The following is a 23,381-nucleotide window of genomic DNA, read 5'->3' as shown; positions in this document are numbered from 1 at the left end:
TTAACATTATGCTTATCTTGGGAGCAAGGTATTTTATTGGTGAGTGTATACAAACCATGTAATGCTTGCTGTTAATAATGCTGACGAAATCAAAGCTGTAAGAACACTATATGTTCGCCACATAAGTATTGTTGACCAATCGAAAGCACAGCACAGTATACCCAGGGCAATCGTAGCGGTCAGGAAAATAACTGTTACGGTTATTCTCTTTTTTGTCATTGGCTGCCGCTCATTCGTTCTCCTTCTGCGTAATCCTAAGAGAAATAGCAAAACGGCCAATAGGCAAAGAATAATTGTGATAGACGACAAAATGATATCCAAAAGCTGTGTGCCGCTTATTTCATATGACTGAGTTAGATTGCCTTCTAATATATCTTTAACTTTTAGTACCATGTTCGTATTGGTATTTGCGCCGTTGCTCAGCAAGGAGACGGCTGTTCGTTCATTTGGCAGTATGACTACTTCGGTTCTGAAATTTGGATTGCCCCCAGTGTGTTCTATAATCGTTTGTTCGGCGTTTACGGACCAGCCTGCCGCATAATACATACCGTTGACAGCCGAAACAGACATATCACCCCTATGTGATTTTTCGATAACCATGTGAAATATTTCGGGTATGTCCTGCACGATCCCCATCTGTATGCCCATCCAACGCGCCATATCTTTTGTATTAGAAATGATGTAGCCTGCGGGTTTATTCCCAGCATAATCCGGAGCTTTAAATGGAGTTGTCATAAAAAAGGAAGAACGGTAGCCCTGTGCCAACTGTCCAGTGGCTTGAGCAGCTTCTTTATAAACATACGTCTGGTGAAGACCTAACGGCTGAAATACCTGTTCCTTCATAAAGTCTTCATAGCTCTGTCGCGACACAATCTCAATAACCAAACCCAATACGTCATAATTAACGGTTCCATAGTTATACTGTTCACCGGGAGGGAACGCCAATTCAGCATCCACGAGCATTTCCACAGTCTTTTGCAACATATCCGGTGTATTGCCTTGTGGAATATTTTGAAGATGCCTAATATTTGTTAGACCACTGGTATGGTGAAGAAAGTTATTTAGTGTAAGACTTTGCATATCAACAGGTTTCCCTTGATATTTTAATGTAAACCAAGGTAAATATTTTTGGACAGGGTCAGTCATTGAAAGCAGCCCTTGCTCTTCCAATAGCATAATACCCATACCGGTAAAAGCTTTACTGACCGAGGCTAACTCATAGAGTGTATTTTCACTTGCAGACAACCCCTTTTCACGGTCTGCATACCCTGAAGAAAAGTAGAACACTTCATCATCAGCAAGTATTGAGATTGACATTCCCGGCACACCTGATATACGACAGGCATCATCTAGCAACGCTTGTATTGCCGCAGATTGCGAATCTGACAACGCATAACTTTGTGTTGCAAATCCTGAGAATAATATAAATATTGTTAATACAAAAACAATAATCTTTTTCATAAACTCTCCTTTTTGGAAAATTATAAGAGAATAATATAAAGTGAACCTATAATCAGCCCTCACCAATCGGACGTTTACGGGCAGCCCGACCCCCACCTAACTTCTTTGCTCCAGCCAAATTTTGAGGTGGGAGTTTTACTGCCCGTTAATGTTGGATAAATAACCTCCTTTTACAACTACAAAACTAAATTTTAATGTATCTTTCTATTCACCTGTATAATATCAAATAATTGTGAATAGTTACACTTGAACGAACAGATGGATGTAATTTGAAACAACTTTAAAGAGCCTTGCTACGTAGAATGTAGTAAGGCTCTTAGCTTTTTAATAATCAAAATTCAATAACTTTATTATCATTATACAACAGCCCCACTAAGCTTTTAACACTTAATGAGGCCATTCAATTCACACTATTAATTATGGAACGACGGCTTATAGAACGAACGATTATCAAGTGCAAAGACACGCTCTGTGTATTCGCCTGGTTTTGTGCGTCCTAATGCACGGTCCATCATGTTCATTTTTGCATCTAAGTTATCGATGTAGTGCAGAATTTCTGCTTCTTTTACTAATGGTGGTTTTGGGCTACCCCATTCTGCTTTTCCGTGGTGAGAAAGGACGATGTGTTGAAGAATTAATACTTCTTCTGCATCGATTTGTAGCTCGTCTGCCGCTTTACCAATTTCGTTCACCATAATAGAAATGTGGCCTAATAAATTTCCTTCTAACGTGTATGTTGTGGAAATTGGGCCAGATAATTCGATTACTTTACCAAGGTCATGTAAAATAACGCCTGCATATAGTAAGTCTTTATCTAACGATGGGTATAAAGCCGCAATAGCTTTCGCTAAATCAAGCATCGATACGACGTGATAAGCTAGTCCAGATACGAACTCGTGATGGTTCTTTGTCGCTGCTGGATATTCTAAAAATTCGTTTTGGTGCTTATTTAACAAATGTCTTGTTAGACGTTGAATGTTTGGATTTCTCATTTCAAATATGTATTGCGTAATTTTTTCAACCATATCTTCTTTTTTCACTGGTGCTTTTTCTACGAAATCCGAGATATCTGTTACTTCATTTTCATTCGCAACACGGATTTGTTTCACACGTAATTGAATACGTCCTTTGTAGTTTAAAATATCACCAGCTACTTTAACGATTGTTTCTGCTACATATTGTTTCTCAACTTCTGGCGATACGTCCCATAGCTTCGCTTCAATATCTCCACTTGGATCTTGTAAGATTACTGTTAAAAATGGTTTTCCATTGCTTGCTAAACCTTTTGTCGCTGTTTTAATTAACAAGAAAACATCGACTTGTTCACCAACTTCATATTCTGCAATTTTCTTTTTCATTCGAATTCCTCCACCATATCAATTACTTTTAGTATAGCACACTACAACTCATTTTCTTTACGCTTACGCACTAATTTTATAATCTGTTTTTCTGTAAAATACGTTAGTAAATGCGCATGACATGTAAAGAAGATGACTTGTCTATCTTTCGCAATTTCCTTTATTAGTTCAATCGTACGATTCGTCCTTACCGCATCAAAATGTACAAAACTATCATCAATAATAAATGGATAATCATGCTCAAACGTTTTCGCTAACGCAAATCGTAACGATAAATATAACTGCTCTGCTGTCGCTTGGCTTAGTTCATGACTGTAAAAACGCATACCGTCATTACGCTCAACGATGAACGGTTCTGCCTCTGACGGTGAAAAGATTTTACTATATCGTCCGCCTGTTAAATAGACGAAATACTCTTCTGATTTTTGTAAAATACGAGGAAGATGTACTTCATGATAATATTGCTTCGTTTTCGTTAATACTGTCTTTGCGGCCGCATAAGCAGCCCACTTCTTCACTTGTTCACGCACTTGCGCTTTTTTCATTTCCCATTCGTGTAGTAAATCACCGTACGTACTACCTTCTTCTAAATTCGCGATTTCCATACGATGTTTCGCAATACGCTCTGTCAGTTCTTTCTCTTTCATAAGACAATTTTGCGCAGCTGTCATTTCTTGCTTTAATTTTTCATCATAACCGTCAGCCTCATAATGTTCAGCTAATGATAAACTCGTTAAACGCTGTTCTAACAGATCAATTTGCGGTAATAAACGCCCGATTTGCTGCTCAGCATCTTCACGTTTTTCTGCCAGTTTACCTGCTTTTAAAAACATCTCTTCATCTGTAGAATGTGCGATATGCCATAAACTATCTCGTTCTACTAACAGTTGTTTCAATTGCTCTTGCATGAACTCATATTCTTCTTGCCATTCAGCTAATTTCTCTTTTCGCTGCTTACAAGTTTGTCGCTTTTCTTTCTCATTTTGCATACGGCTTTGCGCCTCGTGCAGCTTACTATATTCCGCACTACCGATAACAGTTTCTAGTTTATGTTCAAATTGCGAAATCATTTCATATAATGAAGATTTCCGCTCACTTTGTTTCTCTAACTCGCGATATAATTGCTGCATTTTTTCCATACGCTCAAAAGCCGGCAATATGTGTGCATACGTATAAAATTCAGGGAACATATAGCGCACTTTATACACATTTACTTGTTCGCTAATGCGGAACGTTTCTCTCTCCCATTCCTCATACGATGAAACGACTTTATCATAAGCTCGCTCCATTTGCTGTAACTTATACGACTCACGCTCAAATAATTTACGTATCTCTTCATCTTTTTCTAATTGATAACGAACTGACATTGCTTCTTCACTTTGTCTCCCACCAGCACTTTGCTGAAGAGTAAGAAGCTCTTCTTGTAATCCACTTGACGGATCTTTATATAAAACAAGGGCAAGAACAATCCCTACAAAAACAATGACACTAATAAATAAGAGCGGGCGGTTGTCTATAAATAAGCTTGTGAATAAAACGCCTGTGTTAATAAGAAGTAACAGAAGACAAACTCTTTGCCACTGTTTTTTCTTTTGCACTGCCGCTCCTGCCTTCTCTTCATACTTGCGCTTCATTCTCTCTGCGCCCATACCGATAAACGCCGCATCTTGGAATGACTTTTCTTTCTCAACTAGCGTATTTCGTTCTTCATCCGCTAACATTTGGTGCTTAACCTGTCTTATGTTTTCTTCTTGTTCTTCTAATTGCTCCTGCGCTACTTTGAAACGATCGTCAAGCTGTACTTTTTGCGTTTCTAGTTCGCGCGCCTTTTGCACCGTTTGCGTAATTAACTCTTTCGTTGCCAAACTCATATCAAACGAAAGAACTGTTTCTTTTTCAAAAGTAGCACCAATTTGTTGCTCTAATTCTGTCAGTTCTTCTTTTATATTCGTAATCGTTCCTGTTATATCACGCATTTCTTGGCGTGCATTTTCGTAAGACATATGCTGCATACGAAGTTCTTCTACATAACTTTCTTTTTGTAAAAATTCTTCATCTATTTGAATCGATTCAATTTCCGTTTGCACAGTCTCTATTTTCTTATGGAGTGAATCCACTTGTAATTGAAGCGGCTCCATCTTCGCCTTAATCGCTTCATAGCGCGCCATCCCGTTTACAGGAAATTGTCCGCCCTCGTTTTCTAACACTTTCTCATGCGCACGCTTTTCAATAACGAGAGGCTCTAGCACTGCTAATATTTCATAATCTTGCTTTCGCTTTTCTGCACTCTCTTTTTCCACGCGAACAAAAGCTAGCTGCTCTTCACTTTCTTTTAACTGCTCCACTTGCTTTTCATACGTGCCAATTTTCCCTTGCCACTCTTTCATCTTCTCTTCAAGCTTCTTCATTTCTTGCAGTGATACGTTAATTTCAGGTTTACGCCCACTCGGCTTAAAACGCTGATCCATTTCTTTTTCTAGCTTTTTATCTAGCTGTAATAACGCATCGCTTCCGACTGCGCTTGCTGAAAATAAATAATTTCCGATATCCGCTTCGCCGAGCTGATGAATATTTTGAAGGCCGTGCATATCAAATGAAAAGACAGATTCAAATAAACTTTCATTCATCCCGCTTAATATATCGTGTAAAATTTCCTCGTTGCCCGTTTTCCCGTCTTCAAAATAAACGGTCACCTCGCCAGCTGCCGTCTTTGGCAACCGTTCAATTTTCAAACGGCCGTACTTCTCTGTTTGCACAGTCATCGCACCGCCATACTTGCCGCCTTCTTTCGGCTCATAACGGCGCTGTCCTCTCGTCGGAAAACCGAATAAAATACTTTTCATAAATGAGCGAATTGTCGATTTTCCCGCTTCATTTTCACCGTATAACACTGTCAGCATTGACAGACCCATTTCCACATTTTCTAATTTTCCGTACCCATAAATATGGAGTTTTTCAATTCTCATTTCTTATCCCTCTCTTGCTGGAATAATTGCTCTAAAATAATATTTTCTGCTTCCTTTTGAATCTCTTTCTTCTCTTCTTCTGTAAAAGATTCAATACTATTACGCGCTACAGGAGATGTCCAAATACTGCGCAATACGCCGTCCATATTGGTGAAAGCTTCTAACTCTTTCAGCACACTACCGACGAAATGGTTTTCCTCTTTCAAACGCTCGATTTCCGCAAAAGAAACCGTCTCATTTTTCCACTTCATCGCATATACGAAGTCTTTTCGCTCTTCGCCAGCTGCTAAAATATGAAAGATCTCTTCCACACGCTTTTCATCACGTAAATAAGGAGAAAGTGGGCCTTGTCCTGTAAATACGACAGTAAGTAGCGTCCCTTCCTCTTCTCTTCGGCACTCATTCATCGCACTCGATGCGCTCGTCATAAGTTCATCAACAGTTTCAAGTCCATCAATATTCACTTCTATCTCGTCCCACACAACATCCGCCGTATGGAAAAATGAACAGTGCGTTCCTTGTTTCGTAAGTTCAATCAGGTATGCACCCTTCTCTCCTGTTTCCTTACGATGACGTCCTTGTATATTACCTGGATAAATAATGCACGGCTCTTCTGATAAAATTTCACGTTTATGTATATGACCAAGAGCCCAATAATCAAACTGCTTTTCTTTCAGCTCACGAATTTGAAACGGTGCATAGCGATTATGCTCTGCATCTCCTTCCACACTTCCGTGAAGCATACCAATATGAAAAGGCGCATCACTCATTTTCGTAAACTGCGCTGTCATATTATCCGTTACCGCTTGCTGCAAATAACTAAACCCGTAAATAGAAGCTAACAACTCACCATTTTTATAAAATGATTTCTCTTCTACATAAGGCTCCGTAAACACATGAACATTTTCCGGAAACTCAATTGCTGCCCAGCTTCCCCCTAAATGATCGTGGTTACCGTGAATAATAAAAACAGGGATATCATACTGCGACAGTCTCTTCATTTGCTCGCGCACAAACACTTGCGCTCTCAAACTTCTCGTCTCCGCATCATACAAATCCCCGGTTAGTAATACGAAATCAACGCGCTCTTGAATCGCTTTATCAACAATACGCTCGAACGATTCAAACGTACTCTGCTTCATTCTCTCCCAAACAGGCTGTGGTACATTCATCCCCATCCCTTTAAACGGACTATCCAAATGCAAATCAGCCGCATGTATAAACTTCACTTGTTTCACAAATAACGATCCTTTCTATATTTCAAAAGTTTCATTTTATCAATATTAAAATTGCTGAAAACTAATAATCATCGGGAATGAATAACTCCCCGATGATTAAAGTTTCACTTTACCCCGTATTAACGGGCAGTAGGCAAAGAAGCCAATCTGAAAGTAAACTGCCCATAAATACCCGATTGGTTCAACTAATAACTAGTGGGGATGAAAAGACTCCCCACTAGTTAAAGTTTCACTTTATTGTAACACGCAATGGCATATATTTCTTTGCATATTCTAGCGATTTATGCCAAAATAGTTATAAGATTCTGTTTTTAATTATTGGAGGGAATTTTCATGGGAGTATACGTTCTAACAGTCTTTGAAAAAGATGGTTCTAAAGCATTAGACGAATCATTCGAGGCGGCAACTGAAAAAGAAGCGAAAGCAAAAGGTGAATCTATTTTACAAGAAAAAGGATTGTATGAAAAAACACATCGCTGCACATCTTCTGCAGGTAAGCTCGTTTTATTCCAGCGCTAAAAAAAGAAGCGTCATCCGCTTCTTTTTCACTCTACTATATCTTCGTCACACCACGTAAACGTCACATCTAGAATGCGATTACCGATACGTACGCGCTTATTCCATTTTCCTGCTTGGATCTGATGTTGCAATTCTGCTTTCATCTTTTCCGTCCAGTCGTGAATCGTTTCACTACCGTTGTACGGATATACGCTCGGAAACTCTTCCTGCAGTAGATGCAAGCTCTCTGCATCAAAATGAAAATGGAAGAAGTAGTTTGCTGTAAGCGATGGTTCTTGCAATCGTAAAAAATGATCATCAACTTGCTTTCTATTCCTATAGAAAGTAAAGATATTCACTTTACCGCTCGTAATTTGGTCAATTTGAATTTCGTGCTTCTCTATAATCACGTCTTGCCCACCTCGTTATATACTATCCTTAGTATATATGTCTTTTGCAACAAAGTTAACCATTTTCGCGCGAAATTCATTTCCTTCATTATATTACCTGTACCTCCATATGCAATCAGAACAAATAAAACAAAGTTGAAGGGGAGCGATCACATGTATTTCGGAAGCAAAGGTTGGTATGTAAAAGAACTTAAAAAATTAGGTATTCGTACTTATGAAGGTAAAAAACTAGAATCATATCGTACGCATGTGTTATCTAGTTTACTTGAGAGAATGAAGAAGGCTTCGGCTTAATAGATGTAGGAAGCAGCTGCGGTTGCTTCCTTTTTATTTTGCACATATCCCCTCCTACATGTAAATGAAACAAGCAATTGAACTACAGGTGTTATAATAAATCCAACTACACTAAGGGGGAACATTACTTTGCACGGAAAACACATTCAATTTCACAAGTTCGGCAACCCAAAAGATGTATTGCAAGTTGAATATAAAAATATAGAACCATTAAAAAATGATGAAGTGCTAGTTCGTATGCTAGTTAGACCGATTAATCCATCTGACTTAATTCCAATAACCGGAGCGTACGCACATAGAATCCCTTTACCTAACATACCTGGTTATGAAGGTGTTGGCATTGTAGAAGATGTTGGCTCTTTCGTTTCTAGAGACCTTATCGGTAAACGTGTTTTACCGTTACGTGGGGAAGGTACTTGGCAAGAGTATGTGAAGACGTCAGCTGATTTTGTAGTCCCTATCCCTGATTCTATCGATGATTTTACAGCGGCACAAATGTATATTAATCCCCTTACAGCTTGGGTTACATGTACAAAAACACTAAATTTAAAACAGGATGACGTTTTATTAGTGAACGCTTGTGGATCCGCTATTGGTCATCTTTTTGCTCAGTTATCACAAATTTTAAACTTCCGATTAATTGCTGTTACAAGAAATAATAAGCATACAGAAGAATTACTACGCCTTGGTGCTGAGTATGTAATTGATACCTCCACTGCCCCGCTTTATGAAACAGTTATGGAATTAACAAACGGGCTCGGTGCAGATGCTGCGATTGATTCTATCGGAGGACCGGATGGAAATGCATTAGCTTTCTCCTTACGTCCAAACGGGCACTTTTTAACGATCGGTCTTCTATCAGGAATACAAGTAAACTGGGCAGAGATTGTCACGAAAGCAAAAGTGCACGCGAACATATTTCATTTACGACATTGGAATAAAGAAGTATCACCATATAAATGGCAAGAAACGTTTCGTCACTTAATTCGCTTAGTGGAAAACAAACAATTACATTTTATGAAAGTCCATTCTACGTATGACTTAGCAGATGTGAAAGCGGCAGTTGATGTTGTGCAGTCTGCTGAGAAAACGAAAGGGAAAGTGTTTTTGACGAGCTATTAACTACAATTGAAGTGGGCTTTTTGATTGACCTTTTAAATAGACTAGATAATACATTTAGGAACGAAAATTTGTAAGTATCTGGTATAATTCTATTAAAAGGTGAAAGGAGATTTTCACATGTGGTTCATTTCGGCAATCGCGCCTGTTGTAATAGTTGGTGGAATTGTAGTATTTGTAATTAAAAGATTGGAACATAAATATAAGAACGGAAAATTAGGTAAGAAAAAATCAAATGAGGCTCAAATTTTATTAGACAGTTTAATACCTATAGGAATGCTCGTTGGCTGTATAATCGGTTTGATTTTCGGCATGTTTTTCCCGGACTTCTCACTGCTTTCCATTAGTTTAGGGTCTGGAATAGGCTATTTATTTGGTTATTTCGCCTATGAAATTTATAGCAAGACAGGAAATAATTTTTCATAATCCAAAAGAAATAAGTGAGGACAGTACATAGTAGTCATATACAATATGTACTGTCCTTTATTTTTGCATCAACGTTATCACCTTACCTTCCACATCCTATACACCTTTTTTATTGATTTTCCTCTCCTCCCTCTTTTGTATATCCGCTTTTTTATTTTCATTGGATCTATACCCATAGTAAAGTAGAGCACATGTAATAACTGAACCTACAATATATCCTAAAAAACATCCTAACCAAAACATAATATAACCCCCTCTATTCATTATAAATTTTATGTAATACAACTCTTTACATACTCAATCGTTTATTTCTATAAACTATACACCCTCTAAAGTTATTCATACCATTATTTCTCCCCTTACCTCAAATAACAATTTTATTATTTATCATAAAGTTAACACTCTCGTTAAACATATATAAAGATTGTTGTATTTCTTACTTTTCTCCTTGAAAACAATATATACTACATTTGAAATAAGCAGGTACGTCTGCTTATTATCTAAATTCCCGTGCAATACCCCCTCACGAAATGCTAGGAGCAATCCTAGCATTTTTTACAATAACGTTTTGCTTATTTTTTGTACTTACAATACGCCATCAACTCTTCTTCATTTTAACTTTAATCATGAAACAAAAAAATCCCCTCAAAGCATGAGCTTCAAGGGGGAGCCTGTTTTTTATTTACTTATATACGTACAGCTGTACCACTTACAGCAACCATTAACATTCCATCACGAACAACTTCGTAATCTACGTCAATACCAACGATAGCGTTCGCACCTTTTTGTTTTGCAAGTTCTTTCATTTCATCCATTGCGATATCACGAGCTTCTTTTAGCTTGCTTTCGTAAGAACCAGCACGACCACCGACAACATCACGAACGGAAGCGAATAAGTCGCGGACAATATTTGCACCCATAATAGCTTCACCATTTACAATATCGATATACTCAATAATTTCTTTACCTTGAATTCCAGACGTTGTTGTTACAATCATGACTGACACTCTCCTAATATGTTGTAGTTTTTTAATGCGCTTTCTTATGTCTTTATTATGACACAGAAAAAGTATCTAATCTATTGAATTACCTTACAGGAGTGTGACAATTTTGTAAGAATGAAACGGCTATTATTTAATAAAGCGCTTTTACGTTAGGATACATAAACGATTTTCTATTTTCTTTCCAATCCTTTTCCACTTCTTTAAAGGTTGGTCGCCCTAATTCTTCATTGTTTTCCTGTTTACTAAACCATTTCTTCACATACTGCTCTCCATTTTTATTTTGAACCGTACAAAGGAAACTATTACTACTATCCTTTAATATTTTTACAATCACGAAAAGACACCCCTTCTCTCTTAAACTTGATCTTTTACTATAAGCCCTTCCTCTCTTATAGTCATACGACTCCTCGGCCGTGCCAAAGTTGTAAGATCAAAAACGATATTCATTATGTTTAAATATGTGACGTACATATTATTTAAAGAAATCAGAGTTATACGCATTATGCTTATCAAATATTTTATAGATTTCTAACTTATGATCTAATTTTGCATCTACTAAAATTAATATGTTTCCATCGTAAATGTATTCTTCATATTTTTTAGCATGTTCTTCGGGAATTCCTAATCCGATAAATGCTCCTATTAAACTTCCAGCTCCTCCGCCAATACCGGCTCCTCCAATAGCTGCTGCGATAGGTCCCGCTGCTACGATTGGACCCATTCCAGAAACGGCAAGTATACCAAGACCTGTTAATAAACCACCGAGTCCGCCTGCTACTCCTCCAGCTACAAGCCCTGTTGCTGAAAAGATATCCGCTTTATGTGCAGTTTCATGATTCACTTTTTCACCCGATTTTTCTTCCAGATGTTCAATTTCCTTTTGATCCTTTGCAATAGCTGAAATATTATCCGCCGAGTATCCTTTATCATTTAATTCATTAATAACACATGCCGCATCATCAATTGTTCTAAAAACACCTACTATTTTTCTATTTACATCCATAACTATTAACCTCCTAAAGTTTTATATAATGTATCTTTATCTTTCTTCATTTCTGTATACACTAATCTTCTTATTAACATAACCATTTACGAAAAAAGCGAATAGTAAAAGGATTACAAGCGAACTACTTAACAAGTAAATTAAATCAAATGTAATATCAATCATCATTTCATTCATGTATACCAGACTCCTTTTTATTTAAAGTAAAAGTATATTTTTATAGACTAGAACTCTTATAATTCATCTTCAGTCAATCTCTTTCTAGTATATGTATACCCTTCGTAACCCTTTCTAAACGTAAAAATACTATAATTATATTTTTTCTTATTTATATGTTTAACATTTTTTAAAACGGGTATGTTTATATTGTTATGCTTACTATATGGAAAGGAATATTTCGATGAATGCAATCCAATCTACTACTATTCTTTATAATGAAACACCTACAATAACGCAGATTCATCATTTTTATGCTTTAATGACAACATTTCAAACGAATTTATTTATAAGTAAACACGGAACACTTACTTCTATTAAAAACTTAAGCACATTAGTATCCTTTTTCCTTACTGTAAAAAAGAGAGAGCTTGTATTATTTATCTTTGAAGGAATAGATGCAAAAAAAGCTTTAAGAACACTCTTTCCTTCTTAAAAGTTATATGATCCCCCTATTCCCTCGATTGTTACTTTTCATATATAGTTTTATATTTCAAAATGATTTCCTCTATTAAAAAAGAACCCCCTAATACAATAGGGGGATTTCTAGTTTGGCCTTATGAAAACTGATATAATATATATTACGTTTTTCATTCTTTACAATTGAAAACTTTGAATAACCTTGAAGGTAGGAATTTTTAATGAAATCGAAAGCAAAATTTAGTATTCGCTTCAAAATTATGGCTGGTTATTTAGTTATCATTTTGTTCTTGCTTATTTCTTTCATTATGTTAAACAATGGAATTTCCAGTTTACAAAAATCTCGTAATTTTATTATTGATCACGATTTTAAAGTTCTTAATTTAACGAATCAAGTGGAGAAAGATTTACTCACAATTGAAAATAAAGCGAAAGGATTTATCACTTCTAATGATGCAAATTACGTTCAATCCCTTAACGCTGCGGAAAAGGATTACGAAAAACATTATCAAGATCTTTTAGCTCTATTAGAGGATAACCCTTCTCAGCAAGAAAAATTAAAACAGATTAATGAAAACATTACTAGTTGGATTCATAAAGAGATTCACCCATTCATTACGAATCACAATAATAATAACGTACAAGCGATCGACACGACTCAAATTCAATCATTACAATCGCAGCTAACTAACTTCCGTAGTGTAGAGGAACAACTAACGAAAAAAAGAGCTGCACAATTAGATACCGAAAATAATAAATTAGAGATTTGGTTATATAGTTTATTGTTCTTACTTTCTTGTATTTCCATTATCATTTCACTCTATATTTCGAATTCCATTACAAAAACGATTAAAAATGTAATTCAAGTTATTAAATCCATTTCTTCTAAAGAAAAAATTACGGAAAGAATTCATGTAAACACACGGGATGAAATAAAAGATCTTGCTCATACAACGAACCACCTACTAGACGAAATATCTAAAAGAGAGTGGTTGCAAACCGAGCTTGCAGAATTAATTTTAATGTATCAAGGTGTATCTTCTATTGAGATGTTAGGTAGCAAAATTCTTAGTGGAGTTATACAAAAAACGCAAACTTCTTGCGGTGCATTTTATATACGTGAAGAAATTGAAGACACTGTCTACTATGTGAAGAAAGCTTCTTTCGCAGATCAAGGTGCTGATATTGGGAAACAATCCATTAAAATGGGTGAAGGTTTCATTGGGCAATGTGCTTTAGAAAAACAAAGCTTTATTCTTCGAGAAATACCAGAAGAATTTCGTTATGTCACTAGCGGCCTATTAGAAATACGCCCTCAAAACCTACTAGTCGTCCCTATCTTATTTGAAGATGAAGTAATAGCAGTAATGGAGTTAGTAAGTGTAACTGAGATTTCAGACTTACATCAAGATTTAATTCAACAAACCGTTGATAACCTAGGTTTAACGATCCATAGTATTATGGGACGTATGCGAATTCAAACTCTTTTACATGAATCACAAGCAATGACAGAAGAGCTGCAAGTTCAATCCGAAGAATTGCAAACGCAAGCTGAAGAACTACAAATGCAAGCTGAAGAATTAAGAACAACGAATGAACAACTAGAGTCTAGAACGGAAGAGGCCGAGCAAAAGACAGCTGACTTACAAATTACTAAATCAGAATTAGAAGAAAAAGCAAGTGAGTTATTACGTAGCTCAAAATACAAATCTGAATTTCTAGCAAATATGTCACATGAATTACGCACACCGTTAAATAGTATTTTACTATTATCTGAAATGTTAAAAGAAAATCATGATAATCATTTATCCGATGATGAAATTGAATTAGCAACTGTCATTCATTCATCAGGGAAAGATTTACTTACTTTAATTAATGACATACTAGATTTATCGAAAGTGGAAGCTGGGAAACTAGATGTGATTTTTGAAGCAACGAACATAAGTGACATGGCAGCAAGTATGCAGCAAAACTTTTTACATATAGCTGCACAAAAAAATGTCGAATTTACGATTGAAGATAGTGATACAATTCCTGATCTATTTTATACAGATGCAAAACGGATTGAGCAAATTATTAAAAACTTATTATCCAATGCATTTAAATTCACGGAAAAAGGATCCGTTTCTTTACATTTCGATTCGATAGAAGCAACTAATTTGAGCAATGAAATGCAGTCTATCAGTAATGATTGGATGACAATTTCGGTAAAAGATACCGGCATTGGTATTGCTAAAGAACAGCATCAACTTATTTTCGAAGCCTTTCAACAGGCAGATGGCGCAACGATTCGGAAATATGGTGGTACAGGCTTAGGATTATCTATTTGTAAAGAGTTTGCTAGACTGTTAGGTGGTTGGATTACGTTAGAGAGTCATGTAGGAGAAGGCAGTACTTTCACTGTATATATTCCTAACCTTCCAAATGGATTAACTGATATACAAGTATCCAATTTAGAAGTTGCAGCAACGATAGAAGATGTTATTCCTGCTGAAGTTGTGGAAGAGACTATCGTGACACCAGAAACAAATAACGTCTTCCAAGAGAAAACCATTTTAATTGTCGATGATGATCACCGAAATATATTTGCATTACAAAATGCATTAAAAAAACAGCATGCCAACATTATTACTGCACAAAACGGCATAGAGTGTTTAGACATACTAAAAAACAATACAAATATTGACCTTATTTTAATGGATATTATGATGCCGAATATGGATGGTTATGAAACGATGGAACATATCCGAATGAACTTAAGGTTACATGAAATACCTATTATCGCATTAACTGCGAAAGCAATGCCAAATGATAAGGAAAAATGTTTATCTGCTGGCGCTTCAGATTATATAAGTAAACCATTAAATTTACATCAACTCTATTCAGTAATGAGTGTATGGTTAATAAAATAAGTGAGGTTTAATTTAAGTGGAAAATAAGTATTATAATTTTGATCCATCCGTCGATATGGATAAGCGCACGAACTTAGAAATTGAATTACTATTGGAAGCGGTATTTAAACTATCTGGCTTCGATTTCCGCCAATATGCTCGTACATCTATTTATAGAAGAATTTGTAATAGAATGCAGATCTCTAATATCCCAACCATTTCAAAGTTAATTGAAAAAGTAATTCATGAGGAAGGGTTTTTAGAACAGGTATTAAATGATTTCTCCATTAATGTAACTGAAATGTTCCGTAACCCTAACTTTTTTAAAGCGCTAAGAGAGCATGTCATTCCTGAATTAAAAAAGTATCCTGAAATTAGAATTTGGCATGCTGGATGCGCAACTGGTGAAGAAGTATTATCAATGTCCATCTTACTTCACGAAGAAGGATTAAGTGAAAAAGCTGTTATTTACGCAACAGATATGAATACAAATGTGTTAGAAAAAGCAAAACAAGGCATCCTTCCGTTAAATAAAATGCAAACTTATACGAAAAACTATTTACAAGCTGGCGGTACACAAGCATTTTCTAACTACTATTCAACAGATAATCGTTTTGCTTATTTTAATCCATCTCTTTTACAAAACATTATCTTTGCGCAACATAATTTAGTAACTGATCAATCTTTTAACGAATTTCATATTATACTTTGCCGTAACGTTTTAATTTATTTTACAGGTAAACTTCAAAACCAAGTACAGCAACTATTTTATGAAAGTTTAGGCCACAATGGATTCCTATGTTTAGGAAATAAAGAAACTCTTCGTTTTTCAAATATAATGCCGCATTATATCCAATTTAATCCGAACGAACAAATCTATCAAAAAATACAATAAAAAGCGTATGAAATCCTCTGTTTGGATTTCATACGCTTTTTATTTCGCATTCGTTTGTATCATAATGAGGCACATATCATCTGATTGTTCTTTCTTCTGTTCTTCCTTATAAAACCCTTCTATCTCTTCTTCTAAATCTCCCCATTTTCTTTCTGTAAAAGCACGTAATTTCTCTTCAGACTCAAATTCATCATTTGCAATTGCTTCAAGCACACCATCTGTAAATAATAATATTTGAGCGTTCTTCTCAAAAGGTATAACTGTCTTTTCAACTTTTATTTCATCAAAAAATCCTACCGCACAACTCCCGCGATTCAGTTCAACCATATTTGTTTCATCAACTAAAACGTATCCAGAAGGATGTCCTGCATTTACATATTCAATCGTTCTCTTTTCTGTATCCACTACTAAATATATCGCTGTAAAATAATATGGAATATCGTCATTCTCATTATGTAAAAGAGTCATATATTTATTTAAGTCTTTAATGACAAGTTCTGGATCGATTAAAGATTTAATCGTTTCACGTAATACAGACGAAATAAACATACAAACTAATGAAGCAGATATACCATGTCCCATCACATCTAATAATATAATACCGTAGCGGTTTTCATCGATTTTATACCAATAATACATATCTCCAGCTAGTTTGAATGAAGGTAAATAGCTTGCTTCAATTTTTATATAATCTTCTCTTAATGGGCTACTTAATAAGTTTCTTTGTACTTGTGTAGCTAAATCCAATTCATTACGAAGGTTTTCTTCTTGTTCTTTATGCCAATTTAATTCCGATTTCAAGCGCAATGCTACACGCATACGCGCTAACAATTCAACTTTATTTATCGGTTTCGTAATATAATCCATTGCACCTATATCAAGCGCTTCAGCTAATTTATTCGCATCTTCTAAAGCTGTTACAAAAATAATAGGAATATCTTTACACTTCTCCTCATTTTGTAATCGCCTACAAACTTCAAGTCCATCAATTTCAGGCATCATAATATCTAATAGTATTAAATCAATTTCATTATGCCTGGAAGAATCTTTTCCAAATTGAATGTATTCGAAAAGCTCTTGTGCAGAATTAAGCGATACAAGATCCTGATATCCGGCTTGTTTTAAAATTTTTTCAATTACAAAGATGTTAACCGGATTATCATCGACAATTAAAATGGACACAAGTTATTTCCCCTTTTCTTATATAAAATGTAAATCTATGATCATTTTCTATTTTTCTAGTATTACATACTCAGTTACAAAATGAAAATTTCCTACTCAAACATATTTTTTATACAGCAAAAGAACAAACCCCCCTAGAAATGAGAGTTTGTTCTTTCACTCTATAAATTAATTTAACACCATTGCTTTATCACTTAAAAGACGATCTAACTCTTCCATATGATTTGTTTCATCTGCAATCATATCTTCTAACTTGACAACTAACTCTGTCATATTTAATTTCGCGGCCTGTTCTTTTCTCGTTTCATAACGCTTAATTGTTTCATATTCTGACTTCCTAGCTTCTTCTAACATTTCTCTAACATCTTCTACTTGTTTCACTGGTAAAGGGATCGTAGTAGGTGTACCACCTAACGTCTTAATTTTCTCCGCTAAATATAGGGCATGTCCTTGTTCATCACTAATTTCAGATTCAAAGAAAGGTTTTAACACTTGTCTATATATACCAGAAACTGTAGCTGCATTATGGTTATACATAATAATTGCCGAGTATTCTCCTGCTAAATCTTCATTCAATCCTTCGATTAGTTCTTTCACATCGTGTGACATTTTTCTATCTCCTCCTATACTTAATAACTACCCCTTTTCTCATGTTTTAAACATAATTCTGTAAAATTTTTATGTATCTAAAAACGCTGCTTGCTTCAATTTACTTATCGCTTGCCTTTTAATACGAGAAACGTGCATTTGTGAAATACCTAACCGTTCCCCTGTATCCTTTTGATTTAAATTCTCTTCAAATATATAATGAATAACACTCTTTTCCGTATCATTTAATACGTTAAAAATATCCTTTAAAACGAGACGCCTTTCTGTCTCTTCATATCCTTGCTCTACTTCACCTACAGATTCAATTCTCGCTACCGAACTGCCATCAGATGAATTTTCAACTACATCGTCTAAGGAAGATACTCGATAATTATTTTTCGCATCCATAATTTCTAGCACTTCCTCTTCGGATAGTTCTAAATGATCCGCAATCTCTATAATCTTCGGTGAACGTTGCAGTTGATCTGTTAGCTCCTCTATCGCAAGTTTAATCTTCCCGCCTAAATCTTTAATTCGCCTTGGAACATGAATACCCCAAGTTTTATCACGTAAATACTTCTTTATTTCGCCTACTATCGTAGGTATTGCAAACGGCTCAAAAGCATTCCCTATCGAGTAATCATACCTTCTTATTGCGCCTAAGAGCCCTAACATTCCTACTTGTATAATATCCTCATGCATCGGCCCACCTTTTGAATAGCGATATGCAATGGAATGTACGAGATTTTTATAGTGATGAACTAATCTTTCCTGTGCTTCATCACATTGGTTTTGTTGGAAGTCTGCAATTAGTTTAATAACGTCTTCTTTAGCAAGATTTGTAGGTTGAGATTGGATTTCCATCATTCTCCACCTGCTCTCTTTGTATATATTTTGTCATTAAAACTGTCATGCCCTCATCATGCATAATTTGTATATCATCCATTAACGTATTGATTAAATATAAACCTAAACCATTTTCCGGCAAATGTTCTACTGGTTTACTAATATCATACGGACCAACTTTCTCTTTTAAGGTGCTAAAATCAAAGCTAATCCCATTATCAGCAACCATAATTTCTAATCGATCTTCATATAGCCCAAAGACAATTGCAATTTCTCCAACGTCTTCTTTGTATGCATGTTGTACAATATTTGTACATGCTTCACTAATAGCAATTTTCATATCTTCTATATCGTCATAAGCAAAGCCCATTCGATTCGCAACACCAGCCATTGTTAAACGAATAATAGCCACATATTCTGCCTTTGCAGGAATTTTCATTTCTATCTTTTCAAATCTCTCCATCATCCCTAGTCACCTTCTTTCTACTTTTTCAAAATCGGAATTCAAATTTAATATTTCTGTTAGTCCTGTAATATCGAATAATCTTTTTAGTCTTTTAGATACACCAATAAACTCTAGCTTTCCATCATTTTTCTTAATTGCTTTTAATAGAGCTATAAACACGCCTAAACCTGTACTATCCATATACTCTACCTCAGTAAAATCTACTACAATATGAACCTCTTTTTCGCTTGCAATAGGCATCATCTTATTTTTTAAATCTGATGCCGTATATGCATCAATTTCACCATTAAGTTGTACTGTATAACCTACATCATTTTGCAAAATATTTACTGCCAAATTCATCATTTCCGCCCCCTTATCTCAAACTCTTACTATTTAATTACCCATAAAAATTAATTTTAAACATATTTTTTTATTTTCATTATAAATAAATTTTCTACACCTTTCTCGGCTTAACACTTAAATCGTACTAATAAATGTTTAAAACTTATAATTTTGTGTATGTATAATGTATAAACATTATTTTTAGGGGGATCTATCTATGGAAGAGCACAACTTTAAAAAGGGAGATTTCGTTCAATTTTCTTATCGACACGATCATGCTACAAAATTAATTGGTTCCATTATTAACATACTAACGAATACAATTGTAGTGGATATCGGTAATAGCGAAGACTTATCTCATATAGAACCAAGGCAGGTCGTAAGAATAAATAATTGTAAAAAAGTAACGATGGTTTAATACATAATAGAAAGTGTAATTTTAATGAGTGGGGGTTCTTCATCCTCCACTCTTTCCTATGCAGATTACATAAAAAAAGCATCCAAATTAGTTTAATTGGATGCTTTTTTTATGTATTTTTACGAGTTTATTAACCTTATAGTCGTATATAACAAACTTAAGATTACTATTCATTATCATACTTACGCTTTCCGCAGCATTCTAGAAAAGAATGTAACGATTAAAATAAAGACGATTGCACCTAATAAAGCTGGAAGAATAAAGATGCCTCCCCATTCAGGACCCCAATGACCAAATAACGCACTACCTACCCAAGATCCGATTAATCCGGCAATCACGTTACCAACTATACCTAACGGAAAGTCTTTTCCTGTAATCATTCCAGCTAACGCACCAATAAGTCCACCTACAATACACGTAATAATAAGTCCCACAATTAAACCTCCTATATTCGTTTTATATTGGATTCATCAAGCTTTGGTATGTAACCAAAGCTTGATGAACATATATTATTCTTTATTATCCAATTCATCACTTATCTTTTGTTTCACTTTTCCGACTTTTTCTTTTATCGTTCCCTTCGTTTTTTCCCACTTCCCTTCATTTTTCAACTCTCTATCTTCTGTAACTTCACCAATTCCTTCTTTTACTTGTCCTTTTTTCTTTTCAACTTTACCTTTAACTTGTTCTTTTAGTCCGTTCTCACTCATATTTACAATCTCCTTTTCGTAATAGATTTATAGATTTACAGGATACAAATTTAAATAGAATACATGCATCTTCTTTCTTGTAACCATTCACCGACTCTTTCTAAATCCTTAACGAATAGCAAGATTTTTCCTTCATCCAGCTTTTCTTCGTAGAAGTTCGCCTCTTCCTCATTAAGCCCTAACTCTTGCATCTTATTTCTTAACTGATCTCCCGTGTTTTGAAAGACGTTAATAATGCTTGTCCCAAGTCCCTCCTCTTTTATCCCAATTGTATTCACGTCTGCATTGTCTGCGATTCTATCTGTCCTCTCTTTCTCATGTGTTAATACGTAAATATCTTTTTGGTCTATCCCTTTCTTCACTAGATCATTCGCCGCATTCATGACCTCTTTCTCCGTAATAAATTCATATACAAAAGGTTTACTATACTTCGTTTCCATCTTTAACTTCCTCCTTTAAAATGAATTATTTGTTATATTATATGTAGTACACCCATTTTCGAAATGTTAAACATAAAATATGAAAAAAAATGAAAAGGAGAGGACATATGCACTTTCGTCTAGAGCTATTTGTTGAAGATTTACAAAGGTCTATTCGTTTTTATGAGGAAATCCTTACCCTTGTATTCTCAAAAAAGAATGCAACTGGTGCAATGATTAAACTAGGGGATTTTTCTTTATTATTGACCCCTGATTATATTCTTAATGAAAATCATTATTTAAAAACAGGTGGACTTAATCCAAAAGGAAAAGGTGTTGAGGTTATCATAGTTTTTGATAATATCGAACAAATATACCAACATGTATTAGAAAAAAATTACCCAGTGGAATCTAACCTTAAAATTCAATCTTGGGGAATGAAGGATTTTCGTATTGTAGACCCCGATGGTTATTATTTAAGGTTAACCTCCTCTTGAATTTACCCTATCCCAAAACTAGTAGAATAAATCTACTTACAATAACTACCTAAATTAACAGAAAATTGTTACAATTAAATGTGAGGAGGGATACTATGAAAAAAATCATATCTATATGCGCTCTAACCGCTCTATCTTTCACTTTAATAGGCTGTGCCAGTACCTCAACTACAGACAAATCTCCACAAGCTAAACAAGAACAGAAACAAAATGCCTTTCAATTAAACTCCGCAAATATTACAGATATCGAAATACTTAGCACAAAAAATAACAACGTTTCAAAATCTCAAACAGACAACGAAGAAATGATACAATCTATCGTTTCAGCAGTTCAAAAAGGCAAACCTAAACAAATCAAACTAGATCAAAAAAAGAGAGAATCTGCGCATTCTACTATCACCGTTACATATAAAGATGACGCAAAAGAAGAGTTTCTTGTGTGGGTTGATAATAAGGAGCAAATTACGATTGCTAAAGATGAGAAGAAAGATAAGGTTGAAGGTGTGACAGTGAATATTAAAGATGTGAAAATGATGAAGGATTTCTTCTAAAATTTTAATATAATTGATGTTAAAAAAGAGTAGGATGTAATCCTACTCTTTTTTAATCTTGTCCAATAAATAAACTTTTATAAAATCTATTTAAGTTCTAATTTTGCTAAATCATGTTGTAAAACATTATTTCCTTCTTGTGGGTTAAATACAATTGCACTAAGACCAAAAACATTCGTAACAACATCTCTATCTTTCGAACGAATGATTCTTACTTCATAAGCAAAAACTCCTGGAGGAAGAGCTGCTGAACGAAAAGTAACATATCGATTAGGTGCCAATGTTTGTGTTGAAGGGTCTACTAATGGTAACAATACCGGAGAACCCAATGACCAATCAAACATTTCAACAGTTACTGTATGAGTATCATCTGGATCAACATTCATAGCTTCCACAGTAAGAAACAACGTAGCGGAATGTCTACGTAATACACCCGTTGACAAAGTTTCATTGTGATGTTTATGACATTTTCCAGGAGGATGACCATAGCCATAACTCATATCAATTCCCCCCTTTCATTTACAATTAAGGACAAGTATTCCTTATAATATATAATGCTAGTATTATTTTAATGAAAGGTATAAAAGCGGATTTCTATCTATATTTTTAGATATTTTGTTTTTCATTTATTCTCTCTTAAAGAATAATATAGATTCTCTTATTTTGAAAAAGACCTGCTCCATTCATACATACATAAAGTAAATGGAATCCGTTAAAACACATGAGTGATCCTTTATTTTCCCCCTCCTATTTAAAGGAGGAACTTTTATGAGGTTTGGTGGTAGTTGTGGTTTCGCCGGAGGATTTGCTTTATTAGTTGTATTGTTTATTTTATTAATCATCGTTGGAGCTGCTTGCTTCTGCTAAAAAACTATCGCCAAGACAATCATGTGAGTGTCTTGCCTTCATATGTAAAAAAAGCCCACCTATTTCCGTAGGCAGGCCTTATCTTTATTACACAATAAGAAAGTATACTCTCTTTTCCTCTGAATTTTTATGTAATTATACATATTCACGACAATGCATGTAGTAATTTATAAATTGTAGGCATACTCTATGCCCATCAAGCTAAAATTTTAAAATATCCCAAAACAAAAAATGAGCCAAATCCTTCCACATAGCTATATAAAGTTAAAGTGAAAGCTAATAAATAACAGGATAAAAGTAGAGAAAGTACAAAT

General features: G+C 34.9%; 29 protein-coding genes. 11 read left to right on the top strand and 18 right to left on the bottom strand.

Annotated elements, in window-relative coordinates; all coding sequences use genetic code 11:
* Window positions 1-33: 33 nt before the first annotated feature.
* From ACSG5Z_RS17880 to ACSG5Z_RS17865, 4 genes are all read right to left on the bottom strand, one after another.
* The gene (locus ACSG5Z_RS17880; RefSeq protein ID WP_435711882.1) at window positions 34-1,461 is read right to left on the bottom strand and encodes a serine hydrolase domain-containing protein; all 1,428 of its coding nucleotides are present in this window, start codon (window positions 1,459-1,461) and stop codon (window positions 34-36) included.
* Between the two features lie 413 nt (window positions 1,462-1,874).
* Window positions 1,875-2,819 carry a 3'-5' exoribonuclease YhaM gene (gene yhaM, locus ACSG5Z_RS17875; protein WP_046953959.1) on the bottom strand — a complete coding sequence of 315 codons (945 nt, stop codon included), beginning with the start codon at window positions 2,817-2,819 and terminating at the stop codon, window positions 1,875-1,877.
* Window positions 2,820-2,860: 41 nt separating this feature from the next.
* Entirely contained in the window at window positions 2,861-5,785 is a 2,925-nt protein-coding gene (locus ACSG5Z_RS17870; protein ID WP_435711880.1) for an ATP-binding protein, read from the bottom strand.
* Complete coding sequence (locus ACSG5Z_RS17865) at window positions 5,782-7,023, bottom strand: metallophosphoesterase family protein (protein ID WP_435711878.1); 1,242 nt, start codon at window positions 7,021-7,023, stop codon at window positions 5,782-5,784. Before ACSG5Z_RS17865 ends, ACSG5Z_RS17870 begins: the two co-directional genes overlap by 4 nt.
* A 333-nt stretch (window positions 7,024-7,356) precedes the next feature.
* Here ACSG5Z_RS17865 and ACSG5Z_RS17860 point away from each other — a divergent pair, with 333 nt between their 5' ends.
* Window positions 7,357-7,542, top strand: a complete 186-nt coding sequence (locus ACSG5Z_RS17860; protein WP_000539551.1) for a YhzD family protein — start codon at window positions 7,357-7,359, stop codon at window positions 7,540-7,542.
* 26 nt (window positions 7,543-7,568) lie between these two features.
* Here the strand turns inward: ACSG5Z_RS17860 and ACSG5Z_RS17855 are convergent, their stop codons facing one another.
* Window positions 7,569-7,931 carry a hypothetical protein gene (locus tag ACSG5Z_RS17855; protein WP_435711876.1) on the bottom strand — a complete coding sequence of 121 codons (363 nt, stop codon included), beginning with the start codon at window positions 7,929-7,931 and terminating at the stop codon, window positions 7,569-7,571.
* 153 nt (window positions 7,932-8,084) lie between these two features.
* On the opposite strand from ACSG5Z_RS17855, the gene ACSG5Z_RS17850 reads away from it, so the two are divergent.
* From ACSG5Z_RS17850 to ACSG5Z_RS17840, 3 genes are all read left to right on the top strand, one after another.
* Complete coding sequence (locus ACSG5Z_RS17850) at window positions 8,085-8,225, top strand: YflJ family protein (RefSeq protein WP_000273536.1); 141 nt, start codon at window positions 8,085-8,087, stop codon at window positions 8,223-8,225.
* Window positions 8,226-8,354: 129 nt separating this feature from the next.
* Window positions 8,355-9,347, top strand: coding sequence for a zinc-dependent alcohol dehydrogenase family protein (locus ACSG5Z_RS17845; protein ID WP_435711875.1), 993 nt, complete (start codon window positions 8,355-8,357; stop codon window positions 9,345-9,347).
* Between the two features lie 117 nt (window positions 9,348-9,464).
* Window positions 9,465-9,770, top strand: coding sequence for a hypothetical protein (locus ACSG5Z_RS17840; protein ID WP_435711874.1), 306 nt, complete (start codon window positions 9,465-9,467; stop codon window positions 9,768-9,770).
* Between the two features lie 686 nt (window positions 9,771-10,456).
* On the opposite strand, the gene ACSG5Z_RS17835 is transcribed toward ACSG5Z_RS17840, so the two are convergent.
* The 4 genes from ACSG5Z_RS17835 to ACSG5Z_RS17820 form a co-directional block, all read right to left on the bottom strand.
* Window positions 10,457-10,768, bottom strand: a complete 312-nt coding sequence (locus tag ACSG5Z_RS17835; protein WP_000637510.1) for a YbjQ family protein — start codon at window positions 10,766-10,768, stop codon at window positions 10,457-10,459.
* A gap of 136 nt (window positions 10,769-10,904) precedes the next feature.
* Window positions 10,905-11,108, bottom strand: a complete 204-nt coding sequence (locus ACSG5Z_RS17830) for a DUF4028 family protein (RefSeq protein ID WP_088121490.1) — start codon at window positions 11,106-11,108, stop codon at window positions 10,905-10,907.
* Window positions 11,109-11,246: 138 nt separating this feature from the next.
* Window positions 11,247-11,777: a general stress protein gene (locus ACSG5Z_RS17825; protein WP_435711873.1), complete on the bottom strand. Its 531-nt coding sequence runs from the start codon at window positions 11,775-11,777 to the stop codon at window positions 11,247-11,249.
* A gap of 36 nt (window positions 11,778-11,813) precedes the next feature.
* Window positions 11,814-11,954, bottom strand: coding sequence for a hypothetical protein (locus ACSG5Z_RS17820; RefSeq protein WP_001004564.1), 141 nt, complete (start codon window positions 11,952-11,954; stop codon window positions 11,814-11,816).
* A 223-nt stretch (window positions 11,955-12,177) separates the two neighbouring features.
* Between ACSG5Z_RS17820 and ACSG5Z_RS17815 the strand changes: the two genes are divergently transcribed.
* From ACSG5Z_RS17815 to ACSG5Z_RS17805, 3 genes are all read left to right on the top strand, one after another.
* Window positions 12,178-12,429: a hypothetical protein gene (locus ACSG5Z_RS17815; protein ID WP_116443159.1), complete on the top strand. Its 252-nt coding sequence runs from the start codon at window positions 12,178-12,180 to the stop codon at window positions 12,427-12,429.
* Window positions 12,430-12,634: 205 nt separating this feature from the next.
* Window positions 12,635-15,325, top strand: coding sequence for an ATP-binding protein (locus ACSG5Z_RS17810; RefSeq protein ID WP_435711872.1), 2,691 nt, complete (start codon window positions 12,635-12,637; stop codon window positions 15,323-15,325).
* Window positions 15,326-15,341: 16 nt separating this feature from the next.
* Complete coding sequence (locus ACSG5Z_RS17805) at window positions 15,342-16,199, top strand: CheR family methyltransferase (RefSeq protein ID WP_137010987.1); 858 nt, start codon at window positions 15,342-15,344, stop codon at window positions 16,197-16,199.
* Window positions 16,200-16,238: 39 nt separating this feature from the next.
* Here ACSG5Z_RS17805 and ACSG5Z_RS17800 read toward each other — a convergent pair whose 3' ends face one another.
* The 5 genes from ACSG5Z_RS17800 to ACSG5Z_RS17780 form a co-directional block, all read right to left on the bottom strand.
* Entirely contained in the window at window positions 16,239-17,381 is a 1,143-nt protein-coding gene (locus ACSG5Z_RS17800) for a SpoIIE family protein phosphatase (protein ID WP_435711871.1), read from the bottom strand.
* Between the two features lie 168 nt (window positions 17,382-17,549).
* A complete protein-coding gene (locus ACSG5Z_RS17795; RefSeq protein WP_046953946.1) occupies window positions 17,550-17,990 on the bottom strand; it encodes a ferritin-like domain-containing protein in 441 nt (146 codons plus the stop codon).
* Between the two features lie 69 nt (window positions 17,991-18,059).
* Window positions 18,060-18,836, bottom strand: coding sequence for an RNA polymerase sigma factor SigB (gene sigB, locus ACSG5Z_RS17790; RefSeq protein ID WP_087985676.1), 777 nt, complete (start codon window positions 18,834-18,836; stop codon window positions 18,060-18,062).
* Complete coding sequence (rsbW, locus tag ACSG5Z_RS17785; protein ID WP_087957589.1) at window positions 18,799-19,281, bottom strand: anti-sigma B factor RsbW; 483 nt, start codon at window positions 19,279-19,281, stop codon at window positions 18,799-18,801. Before rsbW ends, sigB begins: the two co-directional genes overlap by 38 nt.
* Window positions 19,282-19,287: 6 nt before the next feature.
* Complete coding sequence (locus tag ACSG5Z_RS17780) at window positions 19,288-19,626, bottom strand: STAS domain-containing protein (RefSeq protein ID WP_060489144.1); 339 nt, start codon at window positions 19,624-19,626, stop codon at window positions 19,288-19,290.
* A 196-nt stretch (window positions 19,627-19,822) separates the two neighbouring features.
* On the opposite strand from ACSG5Z_RS17780, the gene ACSG5Z_RS17775 reads away from it, so the two are divergent.
* Entirely contained in the window at window positions 19,823-20,023 is a 201-nt protein-coding gene (locus ACSG5Z_RS17775) for a methyltransferase (protein WP_000390991.1), read from the top strand.
* Window positions 20,024-20,205: 182 nt separating this feature from the next.
* Here ACSG5Z_RS17775 and ACSG5Z_RS17770 read toward each other — a convergent pair whose 3' ends face one another.
* The 3 genes from ACSG5Z_RS17770 to ACSG5Z_RS17760 all read right to left on the bottom strand — a co-directional run bounded on the left by ACSG5Z_RS17770 (window position 20,206) and on the right by ACSG5Z_RS17760 (window position 21,173).
* The gene (locus ACSG5Z_RS17770; protein ID WP_000522902.1) at window positions 20,206-20,457 is read right to left on the bottom strand and encodes a GlsB/YeaQ/YmgE family stress response membrane protein; all 252 of its coding nucleotides are present in this window, start codon (window positions 20,455-20,457) and stop codon (window positions 20,206-20,208) included.
* Window positions 20,458-20,532: 75 nt separating this feature from the next.
* Window positions 20,533-20,733: a CsbD family protein gene (locus ACSG5Z_RS17765; RefSeq protein WP_001293468.1), complete on the bottom strand. Its 201-nt coding sequence runs from the start codon at window positions 20,731-20,733 to the stop codon at window positions 20,533-20,535.
* Window positions 20,734-20,783: 50 nt separating this feature from the next.
* Window positions 20,784-21,173 (bottom strand): YflT domain-containing protein, encoded by a 390-nt coding sequence (locus tag ACSG5Z_RS17760; protein ID WP_000448812.1) that lies wholly within the window; start codon window positions 21,171-21,173, stop codon window positions 20,784-20,786.
* A 107-nt stretch (window positions 21,174-21,280) separates the two neighbouring features.
* Between ACSG5Z_RS17760 and ACSG5Z_RS17755 the strand changes: the two genes are divergently transcribed.
* Together ACSG5Z_RS17755 and ACSG5Z_RS17750 are read left to right on the top strand one after the other, a co-directional pair.
* A complete protein-coding gene (locus ACSG5Z_RS17755; protein ID WP_060489140.1) occupies window positions 21,281-21,649 on the top strand; it encodes a VOC family protein in 369 nt (122 codons plus the stop codon).
* A gap of 95 nt (window positions 21,650-21,744) precedes the next feature.
* Window positions 21,745-22,200: an LptM family lipoprotein gene (locus tag ACSG5Z_RS17750; protein ID WP_435711869.1), complete on the top strand. Its 456-nt coding sequence runs from the start codon at window positions 21,745-21,747 to the stop codon at window positions 22,198-22,200.
* A gap of 86 nt (window positions 22,201-22,286) precedes the next feature.
* Here ACSG5Z_RS17750 and ACSG5Z_RS17745 read toward each other — a convergent pair whose 3' ends face one another.
* Window positions 22,287-22,700, bottom strand: coding sequence for a hypothetical protein (locus ACSG5Z_RS17745; protein WP_435711868.1), 414 nt, complete (start codon window positions 22,698-22,700; stop codon window positions 22,287-22,289).
* Window positions 22,701-22,968: 268 nt separating this feature from the next.
* On the opposite strand from ACSG5Z_RS17745, the gene ACSG5Z_RS17740 reads away from it, so the two are divergent.
* Complete coding sequence (locus ACSG5Z_RS17740; protein ID WP_087985681.1) at window positions 22,969-23,067, top strand: YjcZ family sporulation protein; 99 nt, start codon at window positions 22,969-22,971, stop codon at window positions 23,065-23,067.
* Window positions 23,068-23,381 lie beyond the last annotated feature (314 nt).

The sequence above is a fragment of the Bacillus pretiosus genome, assembly GCF_051294775.1.
GTDB classification, from domain to species: domain Bacteria; phylum Bacillota; class Bacilli; order Bacillales; family Bacillaceae_G; genus Bacillus_A; species Bacillus_A wiedmannii.
This window is presented reverse-complemented; position numbering and strand designations above follow the sequence as displayed.